This is a genomic window from Paenarthrobacter sp. 22069, assembly GCF_052046035.1.
Lineage (GTDB): Bacteria > Actinomycetota > Actinomycetes > Actinomycetales > Micrococcaceae > Arthrobacter.
This window is the reverse complement of record NZ_JBQEQF010000012.1, coordinates 11,005-23,529: the sequence shown is the minus strand read 5'-3', so window position 1 is coordinate 23,529 and position 12,525 is coordinate 11,005. Positions and strand designations below refer to the sequence as shown.

The following is a 12,525-nucleotide window of genomic DNA, read 5'->3' as shown; positions in this document are numbered from 1 at the left end:
GGGCGTGCCCGCTTCAGTGCCTTGGGTCAGTGTGACCTGAGCCTGTTCCTGCCCCACAGCGCGAAGGCGCCGGCTGACAATCCCACCAGCAGGACGCCGGCGGGAATGTAAAGGTTGGAGGCGCCGCTGCCGGGGGATCCGGTACGTGTTGCCGCGGCCGGGGTGGGGGCGGGGGATTTTGCAGTGGTTTTGTTCCAGTTGGATTCCGACGACGGTGCGGCTGCCGTGGAGGACGGGGAACCGGACGTGGGCGTGTCGGCCGGCATTGTTTCGTCAGGTTGGACCGTTGCCCCGGCAATGCCGGGAACGGGCGCCGTGGGGGCCGGCACCGGCACGCGTGGAGGCGCCGTGGGCGCGGACGTACGCGGGGGTGCGGTTTCGCTGGTGGCAGGCTGGGAGGGCGAACCACCCTGCCCCGGCGGGTCGGTGGGCGCGTCGGGCTTGCCGGACCGCCCGTTCGCCGTCTTGTCCGGTGCGGGCTGGTCGGTCGGTGCCGCACTGGTGGCAGCGGGCGTTGCTTCCGGGGAATCGGCAAGGGCGGGTGTGGTGGCAGGGAAGCCGAGGGCAAGGGCAAGGACTGCCGCGGAAAAGGCGGCGGGGACAGCACGGAATGGCGGGGAGGATGGGCTCACGGTTACCTTTCGACGCCCACGGATCCCCCGTCCGCGGCTTTCTGGGTTCCGCAGCAGTCTTCTACACTCTCCCGGACGGCCGCAAATCCGCGTGTGGCGCGGCCGCCCGGCGCAGGCCCCTTCAGTCCCGGTTTTCGGGCGGCAGCGCCACCTGGATTTTCCGCGCCTTGCCGCGTCCCACCACGTACCCGCGGCCCGGGATGAAGTCGGGGCTGACCCTGCCAAGCGAGGTGTTGAGCAGGCTGTCGCCTTCGATGTCGCCCGGGTTGAGCAGCAGGCCGCGGCGGCCGGATTTGAACGGCTGGGCGAGCTGCCACGCCGAGGACCAGGTGGAGGATTCCGACTCCCCCACCACCCACTGGTCTGCCTTCAGCGATGCCGTGACAAGCTGCGCCATTCCGGATTCCGCGATGGTGTCGGTGAACTCCGTGAGGCCTTCGATGAAGATGGCCACCATTCCGGGGTTGCCGGTGGAGTGCTCCACCAAGTCCTCCACGACTTCGGCGAGGTCATCGGGCCCCACCACGGCCCGGTTCCAGATGGGCAGGGACGCGACGGCGGAGCGGCGGGATCCAACGTAGATCAGCTCGGTGGCGGGGTTGGACCGGCGCAGGGCATAGGCCAGGGTGACCAGGGCAACGGTACGGCCGGCGCCGGGCGGACCGGCCAGCAGCAGCGGGCCGCGGGCCATGATCTCAGCGGGCTGCAAGGACTCGTCATCCACGCCGATCACCGGCAGGTCCGGGTTGCCGGCAGGCAGGACATCGAGGTCCACCTGCTCCGGGAGCCGCTCGATGCCGGGGGCGGCGTCGAGGCCCTGGCGCAGCATTGCCTCGCTGAGCTTGTGGACTTCGCGGGCCTGCAGGGCCAGGTTCGAGTTGCCGCCAAGGACGGCCAGCTGCACTTCAAGGCCGTCGAGGAGTCCCCGGCCCGGAGGGGAATTGGCGGTGAGGACGTCCCTGGGGACGTCCATGGAGATGTAGTCGTCCTCGTTGGAGAGCCGCAGGACCAGGCGGCGCTGGATGGAGGCCAGCAGTGATGCGGGGACGGCGTTGGGCCGGTCCCCCGTCACCACCAGGTGGATGCCCAGTGTTCTGCCGTCGGTGGCCAACTGCAGGAAGATGTCCCAGAGCCCGGAAAGCTTGCTGTGCTCGTAAGCCTCACGGAACGCGGACATGCCGTCCACAAGCACGAAAATCCGCTTCTCGTCCGGCCGGTTGGCCAGCTTCCGGTACTCCACGATGGTGGAAGCACGCACCTCCGCGAACTGCGCGGACCGCAGCTCGGCGATGTCCCGCAGGAGGCGCAGCAGCCTGCCGACGCGTTCCACGTCGTCGCCGTTGATGATCTCGCCCACGTGCGGGAGCTCCTCGAGCATGCGCAGCCCGGCCGAGCCGCAGTCAATGCCGTACACGTGGACGGGACCGCCGCGCGGGGTGACGGCGGCAGCAATGGCAATGCCGCGCAGTGCGGCGGACTTGCCGGAACCGCCCGTTCCGTAGATGGCCATGTTGCCGTCCCGGTCCGGTTCATAGAACACGGTGGGCTGGTCCTGGTGCACAGGATCGTCGGCAACGCCCAGCAGCAGCTGTTCATCGGTGCGGGGGTTGGGCAGCTTGGAGAAGTCGTAGGTCTTGGCCAGTTCGTCCAGCCATGGCTTGCGCGGGGGCCGGATGGCCAGGGTGTCCGCGGCGTGGACGATGGTGGAGGTCATCCGCGCGATGTCGTTGGGCCCGGCGGGCTCGGCGAGAACGGGCTTGTCGGAGGCCGGCGGCTCCCAGCTGGGTCCCGAGCCGAAGGCCATTTCCACGATGTCGATCTGGGGCCGCTGGGGTTTGTCCGTGGTCCAGCCGCCGGCGTAGCCCGTCTGGAATCCCTGGATGCGGCCGGGTCCAGTTTTGGCGGCGCCGCGGCCCGGGATGCCGGGGTCGAAGTAGGCGGCGTCCGGGACGCCCAGGATGTCGGTGGCGTCGTCCTCGTCGGCCATGCGAAGCGCAACGCGGAGGTTCGTGTTGGCGCGGAGGTTGTCCTTGATGACGCCGGCGGGCCGCTGGGTGGCGAGGATGAGGTGCAGGCCCAGGGACCGGCCACGCGCAGCCACGTCCACCACACCGTCCACGAACTCTGGTACGTCGTTGGCCAGGGCCGCGAACTCGTCCACGATGATGATCAGGTACGGCGGCGCTTCCGGATCAGCCTCCCGCTGCAGTGCCAGCAGGTCCTTGGCCTTCTTCCGGTTCAGCAGCTGCTCGCGGTAGTGCAGCTCGGCCCGCAGCGACGTCAAAGCCCGGCGCACCAGGTGCGGGGACAGGTCCGTCACCAGCCCCACCGTGTGCGGAAGGTTGATGCAGTCGGCGAACGCGGCGCCCCCTTTGTAGTCCACGAAGAGGAAGCTGACTCGGTCGGGGCTGTAGGCGGCCGCCATGCCCATCACCCAGGACTGCAGGAACTCGGATTTGCCGGCACCGGTGGTACCGCCCACCAGGGCGTGCGGCCCTTCGTTCTTCAGGTCCAGGTAAAGCGGTTCGATGCCCTTTGACCCCACCAGGGCGCGGAGGGTTCCGTTGTCCTTGCGGTTGGCCACCGCCGTTGCACGGACGGAGTTGTTTTCCGTCCAGCGCTCCGCGACGGCCTGCGGGTTGTCCAGAAAGTCTTTGCCGATCAGGGTGGCGTAGGAGACGGCGCGCGGCAGGTCGGAGTCGTCGTTGACGGGCTTGCCGACGTCGACCACCGGCGCCAGCATCCGGGCGAGCTGGGCCGCGAGTTCGGCGTCCACGCTCTCGCAGCTGACGGGGTAGGTGTGGCGGCCCAGGCGCACCTGGCCGGTGGTGGTGCCGTGGTCGCCGTCCACCACCATGAAGTCGCGGCAGGCGGCAGGCAGGGCCTGGATGTCCGTGGCGACCCACAGGACGTGCACGCCGGAGTCCGGACCCCGTTCAGCCAGCCGGGTGAGGCGGCCGCGGTCCACCGGAGCGTCGTCCTCCACGATCACCAGGACCGAGGGAAGGACTGGTTCTTCGAGTTCGTGCTTCACCGGATCAATGCCGGGGCGCAGGTCCGGGCCGGACCGCTTGGCCGCGGCCTCCCGGGCGTCCACCAGGTCCTCAAGGCGGGCCAGCAGGGAGGAGCCGCCCGCGGAGCCGGCAGCGAGGTGGTCCCCCGCCAGGGGGCTGTGCCCCGAGCCCACGTGCGGCAGCCACTGCAGCCAGTTCCAGCGTTCCCGCGACTGGGCGGATGTGACGGCGGTCAGAACCACCTCGGCCGGGGAATGCAGTCCCACGAGCTGGAGCACCATGCCGCGGGCAACATCGTCCACCAGGCCGCGTGAGCCGGCGATGCCCAGCGCCCCGGAGGTCCGCAGCTGGGAGACCACGGGAACACCTTCGATCTCGCTGAACTGCTTGATGCAGTCCTGGATTTCGCGGCTGTACTGCACCTCGGTGTCGTTGTTGGACGGTTCTTCCAGCGGGATGCGGGACGGCGCCGTCCCCAGCCCGAACCGCAGGCCCAGAAAGGAGGGGTGCTCGGGCCGGTGCGTCCACAGCAACGGTCCCAGTTTGTAGATCGCGTCCACGGTGTCGCTGACGGATGGCGCTTCCTGCAGCCTGACCGCGCGTTCCACTTGCTGCAGCTCGGTGAGGTCCTGCCGGAAAGCGGCCATGGAGGCACGGAACTGCTTGAGCTGTTCCTTCTGCTGCTTCCGGGTGCGCATCTTCTGGTCCACGTAGTGGCCGACGATGAACAGGGGCATCATCAGCATGAACACCATGGAGAGCACGTTCTGGGTGACCGCGAAGATCACTGCACCCATCATCAGGGGTGCCACCAGCATGATGTAGGGGAAGGGCTGGTCCTCGGGGCGCTTCGGCCCGGCGGGCAGCACCCGCTTGGGCACGTCGAAGCGGGGCACCACGCGCGGCGACCGGTTGAAGTTCAGCAGGGGCGACGTCGGAGCTGCCGCATGGTTGTGCCCCAGCGGCACCACGGTCACGGTGGTGTCGCCCAGGGTCACGGTGTCGGAGGAATTCAGGGTGGCGCGCGTGACGGGCAGCGCGTCCATCAGGAGGCCGTTGGCGGAGTTGGTATCGACAATCTCGATGCTTTCGCCCACCGTGATCCGGGCGTGCCGTTTGGAAGTCAGCGGGTCCGTCAGCCGGATGTCCACGTTGCGGTCCCGGCCGATGTAGCTGGTCCCGGTGGGCAGCGAAAATTCGCGGCCGACGTCGGGCCCCGACAGCACGCGCAGGGTGGCCGCCGCCGGTCCGCGGTTCGCCCCGGGCTCGTGGAACTGTTCGCTGACCTGGGCCAGGGATACCACCGAACCGGGACGCAGGCCCGATTCCAGGAGGTTGTCACCCCGGGCCAGGACGTTTCCGCTGATGCCGGCACCGACGAAGGCTTCGTCGATGCGCAGGGAAAGGTTGTCCGGTGCGGGGGTGCCTTTCCGGTCAGGGTCAGCGGCCCAGAGCACGGTGGCGATGTCGGCCACCGTGGCCAGTCCGTCCACCGTGACGGCCAGGTCCTTGGCGTCGGCGGGTTCACGGCGGAGTGTCAGCCGGATCCTCATCCTTCGTCCACGCCCCTCATCTTTTCGAGCAGGTACAGGTCATCGGATGTCACCAGGTGGGTGGTGACGGCGTGTTCAACCAGCCGCACCCGGCGGTTGGTGGCGAGCTTCCCGCCCCCGCCCCGCAGTCCTGCCACGCCCACCCGGTCCAGCTTGTCGCAGACGTTGTCCAGCTTTCGGTTGAAGCGGGTAAGGGCCCAGCCCAGGGTTTTGGCGGCGGCCGCGGAGGAGGGGATGGCGCTGAAACCGGTGCCCTCGCGCCGGAGTACCGGCTCGGCGAGCGCCACGATCAGCGCCTTCTGTGCGTCCGTGAAAACGACGGGACCGATGGTGGTGTCGCCGCTGCTGGCGCCCTCGCGGGCTTCCTGCCGGAAGGATGGCGTCTTCAGGTGCACGGCGAACTCATAGGTGGTGGGCCCGGCCGTGAAGATGACATTGGTGTGGCTGAACACCAGCGGAATCCGGGCACCGGGCGACAGCCAGGCCTGCATGCCGCCGGAGGCGTCGGCCACGGTCGCGGACAGCATGCTGCCCACGTTGCTGAGCCACCAGATGCCGTCATAGCGGGCCACCTGCAGGAACTGCCGGTGCAGGTACGGGTTGTCGTCCACTTCAAGATCGCCCTCGCGGCCAATATTGAAGATGTCCTCATCCGATGGCTCATACCATTCGCCACAAAAATCGATTGCTAGATCCCCCATGATCCGTGCCTCCTCAAGGCATAACTGGTCCGATAACCGCAGTACTGATGGTGCAATGGTGCCGTTCCGCCGGGCAGGAACCTCACTGGCCCGTGCAGGCGATGGAGCCTGGTTCCATGGGTGAGAATGAACCGTCGGTGCGCACGATCATCACCTGGATGCAGGTCTGGCCGGTGGGATTGGGCCGGACGCGGACCGGCGGCTGCGCAATGGCCTGGAACTCCGCTCCACTGCCGCCGATGGTGTACACCTTCCATTTGTAGGTGTCCCCGTCCTTGGGCTGCGGGTTGGTCCAGGTGAAGGTGGCCTCCCCGTCACCGCCGATGGTGCCCTTGAGGCCTTCCACGTCGGGGACGGTGCCGTTGTCAAGTGCGTCAGCGGGCGGTTTGGTGACCTGCTGGGTGGGCACGGGCTTCGGGGCGCCGGGAGCCGCGTTGGCCACCACGATCCCCACCACGGCCGCCAGTGCCAGGAGAGTGCCGCCGGAGATGGCGAGCCACAGGTTGCGCTTGCCGTGGTCTGCTTCCGGTTCCGGCTCGGGCTGGTCCACCTTCACGGCCCGCTGCACTGTTGCGTCTGCGGTGTAGGCAGTCTCCTGCCCGGTACCTCCCGCATCGGTGGCCGGGGCTCCTGTCACCGACGCACCGTAGTTCACCGCCCCTTCGCTGCCGCGCAGGACGGTGGACTGGGCCCACTCCCCCTGCCCGCCGTCGTCGGCCGCGGCTGTTCCAGGGCCGCCCGCTCCGGCCGGGCTTGCGGGGATGTGCGGCACTGCCGGGGCAGCCCGCCACTGCGTGGGGGCGGCCGGGGTAAAGGACGACGGCGGGGCGGCGCCCCTGCGCGCCGTCGCGTCAGTCCCGGACGGGCTGGGGCGGGATGGGCTGGGGCGGGTTCGGGCCGGGAAAGTGGGGGCGCTGCCGGTCCGCTCCGGGTCGATCGCGGCGATGCTCCGGACCCGCGTTTCCTCGGTGCCGTCGTCCGGGTGGCTTTCCTCCGGCTGCGGCTCTTCCAGGACCTCGAAGGGCGTCACGGAGAGGTTGAGTTCGGCCTGGATGCGCTGCAGGGCCAGGGCGAAGGCGTGGGCCGAGGAGTAGCGGGACTGCGGCGACTTGGCCATGGCGGTAGCCAGGGCCAGCTCCAGGGATTCGGGCACGTCCGCACGGCCCAGCCGCGGCAGCGCCATGGTGCTGATCCGGCTGATCAGCTCGCGCTGCGAGTTGTCCGCACCGGGCATGACGAACGGCGACCTGCCTGCCAGCAGGGTGTAGAGCGTGGCGCCGAGTGCCCAGACGTCAACCATGACGCCGTCAACGGCGCCGTCCCGGAACTGCTCCGGTGGAGACCAGGGAATCGACATGCCGGAGTCGTCATCGCTGTCGCCCGCGAGCGTTCCGGAGATACCGAAGTCGGTGAGGGCAGGACGGTTGTAGTCCGTAACCAGGATGTTGGCGGGCTTGATGTCCCGGTGCGCGATCCCGGCGCGGTGCGCGGTTTCGACGGCGGAGGCCACCTGGATGCCGACGGCCAGGACTTCATCGACGCTGAAGCGTTGCCGCCGGTACCGCACATCCAGGCTGGGCCTGGAGCAGTACTCCATGGCAAGGTAGGAGTGCCCGTCGTCGGTCACCTCCGCTTCGAAGATGGTGACGATGTAGGGGTGCGAGGACAGCTGGGCCATCAGGTTGGCCTCTGACTCGAAACGGCGCCGGGCGCCTTCGGTCTTCAGGTCCGAGAGCAGCACCTTGACGGCGACCTTCCGGCGCGGCCTGTCCTGTTCGTACAGGTAGACGTCGGAAAAGCCGCCGGACCCCAGCAGGCTGATGTAGGTAAAGCCCGGGATGCGGGGCGGCGGCGCAACCGGCCTTTTGGAACTCACGGAATCTCCTCAAAACGCATCGAGATGTTGTCGCCCAGCTCCGCGATGTCGCCGTCGAGCAGGATGGCCATCTCGTTCTGGGCCAGCCGCCGCGGCGGCTGGCCTTCGCGGACCAGGACGGTTCCGTTGGTGGCTTTGAGGTCGCACAGCATCACATGCCAGCCCTCGAGCCGGACTTCGACATGTGACCTTGAGATGTCGCCGCCCGGGCTCGCCACTTGGACCAGCCTTGGCATGACACCGCCCTGGACCCGGGAAACGGACGGCTGCCGGCCGATGACCATCGATTCATCAAGGTCCAGCAGTTCACCGGTGGACAGGCGCATCCGCCCCAGCCGCGGACGGGCCACCTGCACCGCATCCGGCAACAAGGCGCTCCCGCAAACACTGCACTGGGCACGGGTTGGTGGATTGGGGTGGCCCTGCGCACAGACACGGGCCAGCACCAGTGGGCCGCCGGGGGCGTCCTGTGGTGGGACTGCCCCGCCAGCAGTCGGACCACCTGGAGCCAGGCCAGACGGTGCCCCCGGCAAGCTGCCCTTCAGCACCGTCTGGCCGTCGTGGTCGGGATCAAAGCCCTGGCCCTGTTCATTGCTGCTGCCTGCGTTCCCCGCGGGGGTGTGGCTAGCCGGGCTGGATGCCGTATGCGGACCGGATGGAGCGGCCATGGATGAAGCGTCGGGTGCAGATGGAACGTCGGGTGCAAATGGAGCCGGGGGCGTCCCCACCGACGGTGACATCCGGGGGCCGGCTGGTGCCGGGGTGGCACCGCCGGTACGCCACGGCACCGAATCGATCAGACCCGGGGACGCAGGACGGGCCCGGGGTGGATCGGGCCGGGCAGAATCGGGCTGGGCAGGATCAGGCTGGGCAGGATCAGGCTGGGTGGAAGCGTACCCGCCCGGGCCGGACCCGGCAGGGGAACCTGTGTCGGCTCCCGGGCCGGATGCAGCTGAATCTCCGGCACCGGAATGCGCTGCTCCCTCTGGCCCGGCCAGGGTCCCAGCGTCTCCGGTGCCCAGCGCGTGCAGGGGTTCGGCTGCGGCCAGGGCGGCCTGCTGCTGCGGGAGCACGTGGCCGGAATCGGCGTCGGGCTCCTCCCGGACGGCAGCATCCTCGATGTTCCGCATCACGGTGCGGTCCCACAGATGGTCGTAGGATGACGTCGTCTCCGCTGCGAAGGCGGCCTCGGCCTGGTCCCGGGCGGCACTGGCTGGCCGAGCGCTCTCTGCCCCGGCGGCATCTTCGTCCGCATTTTTCCCGTCAGTGCCGGCAGCATCAGCGGCGGCGTCGCCACCGGCCTCCGTCTGAAGGTGTTCGGGACCTGTGCCGGCCGCGTCAACGGCAAGTTCCCCGTCAATGTCGATGATGGCGCCGGGGGCAATCGTGGCGTCCGGGTCAAAGCTTTCCCCGGGTACCGGGCCCAGGCTCTCGTCCCCTGACTGCCCACCCTCGGGCCCTGCCACGGGTTCAGGATTGGGTTCGTCCTCGACGACGCCCACCACGGTCCCGGAAGAAGCGGCTGCCGTCTCCTCCGTCTCCGAGTGGGAATCCCCGGCACTGCCCGCTGCAGCAGCGGTGGGGCCGGCGTCCGCCATGGGCGCCCCTGGTGAAACACCGGATGCGGTGTCCTCGCTGTCGCTGTCGGCATGACCGTCCACCACGCCAGCAGTGTTCACGGCAAAGGTGCCATCGGCAGAAGGGGACGTATTCCGTGCTGCGGTTCTGCCCGCGGCGGCGGGGCCGCGGACTGCGGCGGGGCCGGAGGGAACGCCGAGCGTCAGGGACTGCAGCAGCACCACGCCCTCGCCCAGCGGCAGCTCGCGATGTTCCCTCGCGTGCCCACTACCGGTGCCGCCGACCGCGATACCCAGCCTGCACCTGCCCGGGACGACGAACTTGCGCTCGTTCCAGGTGGTGACATCCCGCCCATCAAGGTCCACCGCTCCGCCCGGCTGCTCTACGGTCAGATCGATGTCGCCGCGCAGGAACACGCGCAGCGGGCCGTTAAAGTCCAGGATCCCGAACGACGGCAGCTGGGTGAGCGATCCGCCGGAGCCGCTGGTGACGGCAGCGAGGACCTCGTGCGGCTCGGGCCGTCCCGCCAGGAGCTCCCACACAGCGCCGGCGAGTTCAGCCGGCAGACCGGGGCCCAGGAGCACCGCGGTGCGGGACCGCACAATGCCCAGCCAGGTGCCGGGAACGTAGCTAGCGCCCGTCATCGTCCGGCTCCCCCGCGTTCTCCGCAGCGTCCGCGGCCGGTTCGGGCAGGGGCTTCGTCACGGGCGCGGCTGCCGCGGGACGCGGCAGCGTCACTTCGTCCCCGTCCGCGGACGTGTGCCGGGGCGCGGTGGTGCCGGCGCCGTCGTCGTTCGATACGTTCGTCGCGTCCACCACAATGGCTGTGACGTTGTCCCGGCCGCCGTTGCGCAGTGCGGCCTGGATGAGGGCGTCCACGGCTTCCTGCGGATCCGCGGTGGTGCTGAGGATCCGGAAGATGTCATCGTCCGACAGTTCCCCGGTGAGGCCGTCCGAGCACACCAGGACGCGGTCACCTTCCTCGACGGGAAGCAGCCAGTAGTCGGCCTCCGTCTCATCCCCCGTACCCAGTGCACGGGTCACCACATGCCGGCGCGGGTGGACGGTGGCCTCCTGCGCAGTGATCTCGCCCGCGTCCACCAGTTCCTGGACTTCGGAGTGGTCAACGCTGATCTGCTCGAACCGCCCCTGGCTCAAGCGGTAGGTGCGCGAATCGCCGATGTTCAGGACCAGCCAGTACGGCATGCCCATTTGTTCCACCACCACGGCGCCGGTCAGGGTGGTGCCCGCCCGGCCTCCCGTGGCTTCGCGGATGGAGCTGTCCGCCCGGACCAGGTACTGCTGGAGGACTGCTGCCGTAATGCTCCGCTCCCCTGTGGCGACCTGGGGCATCCCGGCCAGTGCACGCACGCACAGGCCGCTGGCTATCTCGCCGGCTTCATGCCCGCCCATCCCGTCCGCCACGGCGAAGACAGGATCGGAGGCAATGTATGAGTCCTCATTCAGCTCCCGGCGGAGCCCGCGGTCCGTCCCGTAGCCGAAGGCCAGGCTGAGGCCCGGCCCTGGCTGGATGGTGGAGGAAACACTGGCGGGGTGCTGGTTCATGCCTGTCCTAGGTAAAAGGTACGGTCTCCAAAATGCACGCTGGATCCCGGGGTGACAAACGTGGGGACGCCCGGCACCAGGGGGGTGCGCAGGCCGTCCGGGGTGGTGACGGCGCTTCCGTTGGTTGACTGCCGGTCCGTCACCCAGATGCCCGCACCGTCAGTGAGCAGGTGCAGGTGCGTCTTCGAAATTGAACGCCCGGGATCGTCCACGGCCAGCAGCTGGGCGTGCTGTTCCCCGGCCTGCCCGAGCGGGTTCCGGCCCACCAGCACGCTGCGGTCCAGCTGGAAGTCGCGGCCGTCATCCAACCGGATGCGGAGGACGGCCACCTGGGCGGGGCCGGTCGTTCCGGGGCGCACCTGGGTTCGTTCGACGTCGTCGTCCACGTGCGGCGAAGGCACCCTGTGGCCCGGGGGGACGCCCTGGGAATCGGCCACGGGCGGCGCGAAGGATGCCGGCGAGGCGTATGGCATGGTCTGGGACGGCATGCTGGCCGACGGCGCTGGTGCTTGGGGTGCGGATGCCTGGGGTCCGTTGACCTGGGGCGCCGGAGCCACCGGCGTCGGGTTGTACGGGGCCGGGTTGTACGGGGCCGGGTTGTACGGGGCCGGGACAGCGGGTGGCGGAGTTTGCAGTGCCGGAGCAGGCGGCTGGGAGCCAGGGGTTTGGGGTGCGGCGGTTTGCGGCGAGGCGGTTTGCGGCGATTTGGGGCCGGCCACCGGGGAGAGCACCTGCTGCACGGGGGGAAGGTCAAGGGGCGCGAAGCTGTAGGGCCCTTGGATGCCGCCGGTGGTGATAGGGTCCCTGCCGGCTTTGACATCGAACACCAGGGTCTTGGCGGCGGTGTCGTTCCAGGCCCGCAGGCCGCCGTTCTTGTCCCACCGGTTGGAAACCACCGCCAGCACGGCCCAGGCAGCACCCACCAGGAGCAGCGTGCCGAGGATGAACAGAGCGGCGTCAAACCATTTGAAGACCACTACCAGCACTGCGGCCAGCAGGGCCAGCAGAATGCCTGCACCGGTGATCAGACCGCGCAGGAAGACAGCGCCGGCGCCGGGTGCGTAGCCGTCCCGGTCCGCGCTGCGGATGCCCATGGCCAGGTTGCCTGGCGTCTTACCGGTGCGGCCTTCCAGCCCCAGTACAACGAACAGGTACGCCAGGGTCGCCCCCAGGCCGATGCCACCAAACAGGACCAGGGAAGAGGTGTCGTACACAATGAAGCCGCCGCTCCTGGTGCGGGTGATCCCGGCAAATCCGATGGCGAACATCACCACCAGCACTGCCACCCCCGGAAGCCAGTCGATGACGGCAGCGCCAAGCCGCTTGCCCGCCGCAGCCGGAACAAGCTGAAGGTTCACTGCCATTCCCGTTCCTCCCCCTGGAGCGGCTTCCACCCTGGTGGAACCGCCGGTCCTGCCCGGCCCGGTGCCCGTGTGCAGGGTGCCCCTGCGCGCGTTGCCCGTATGTGCTGTGTCCGCCGGCTGACCTGCCGGGGGCCTTTCTACTACCGGGATAGTACCGGGAATCCCAGGCGCATGCGTGGGGCGCGCTTCCCAGGCGTCACTCCTGTCCCTGTGCTCCAGCGTGTCCGGGGTGCGGGTGCGG

Annotated in this window: 7 protein-coding genes; all 7 read right to left on the bottom strand. The window is 69.1% G+C overall.

All coding sequences use genetic code 11. From position 1 onward, the window contains the following. Window positions 1-26: 26 nt before the first annotated feature. The 7 genes from ACTJK0_RS11255 to ACTJK0_RS11225 all read right to left on the bottom strand — a co-directional run bounded on the left by ACTJK0_RS11255 (window position 27) and on the right by ACTJK0_RS11225 (window position 12,284). Window positions 27-632 (bottom strand): hypothetical protein, encoded by a 606-nt coding sequence (locus ACTJK0_RS11255; RefSeq protein ID WP_440745223.1) that lies wholly within the window; start codon window positions 630-632, stop codon window positions 27-29. 121 nt (window positions 633-753) lie between these two features. Beyond that, on the bottom strand, window positions 754-5,199 hold the full coding sequence (locus ACTJK0_RS11250) for an FtsK/SpoIIIE domain-containing protein (protein WP_440745222.1): 4,446 nt from the start codon (window positions 5,197-5,199) through the stop codon (window positions 754-756). Continuing rightward, the gene (locus ACTJK0_RS11245) at window positions 5,196-5,900 is read right to left on the bottom strand and encodes a hypothetical protein (RefSeq protein WP_440745221.1); all 705 of its coding nucleotides are present in this window, start codon (window positions 5,898-5,900) and stop codon (window positions 5,196-5,198) included. Before ACTJK0_RS11245 ends, ACTJK0_RS11250 begins: the two co-directional genes overlap by 4 nt. 82 nt (window positions 5,901-5,982) lie before the next feature. Further along, complete coding sequence (locus ACTJK0_RS11240; RefSeq protein ID WP_440745220.1) at window positions 5,983-7,776, bottom strand: protein kinase domain-containing protein; 1,794 nt, start codon at window positions 7,774-7,776, stop codon at window positions 5,983-5,985. Continuing rightward, window positions 7,773-9,998: an FHA domain-containing protein gene (locus ACTJK0_RS11235; RefSeq protein ID WP_440745219.1), complete on the bottom strand. Its 2,226-nt coding sequence runs from the start codon at window positions 9,996-9,998 to the stop codon at window positions 7,773-7,775. The genes ACTJK0_RS11240 and ACTJK0_RS11235 overlap by 4 nt, the downstream gene beginning before the upstream one ends. Continuing rightward, the gene (locus tag ACTJK0_RS11230) at window positions 9,985-10,920 is read right to left on the bottom strand and encodes a PP2C family protein-serine/threonine phosphatase (protein WP_440745218.1); all 936 of its coding nucleotides are present in this window, start codon (window positions 10,918-10,920) and stop codon (window positions 9,985-9,987) included. The genes ACTJK0_RS11235 and ACTJK0_RS11230 overlap by 14 nt, the downstream gene beginning before the upstream one ends. Continuing rightward, entirely contained in the window at window positions 10,917-12,284 is a 1,368-nt protein-coding gene (locus tag ACTJK0_RS11225; RefSeq protein WP_440745217.1) for an RDD family protein, read from the bottom strand. The genes ACTJK0_RS11230 and ACTJK0_RS11225 overlap by 4 nt, the downstream gene beginning before the upstream one ends. Window positions 12,285-12,525: the final 241 nt, after the last annotated feature.

What these genes read in the sequence shown, in the direction of transcription:
- ACTJK0_RS11250 (WP_440745222.1), bottom strand. Translation starts at nt 5,199, where the DNA reads ATGAGGATCCGGCTGACACTCCGCCGTGAACCCGCCGACGCCAAGGAC.
- ACTJK0_RS11225 (WP_440745217.1), bottom strand. Translation starts at nt 12,284, where the DNA reads ATGGCAGTGAACCTTCAGCTTGTTCCGGCTGCGGCGGGCAAGCGGCTT.
- ACTJK0_RS11235 (WP_440745219.1), bottom strand. Translation starts at nt 9,998, where the DNA reads ATGACGGGCGCTAGCTACGTTCCCGGCACCTGGCTGGGCATTGTGCGG.
- ACTJK0_RS11230 (WP_440745218.1), bottom strand. Translation starts at nt 10,920, where the DNA reads ATGAACCAGCACCCCGCCAGTGTTTCCTCCACCATCCAGCCAGGGCCG.
- ACTJK0_RS11245 (WP_440745221.1), bottom strand. Translation starts at nt 5,900, where the DNA reads ATGGGGGATCTAGCAATCGATTTTTGTGGCGAATGGTATGAGCCATCG.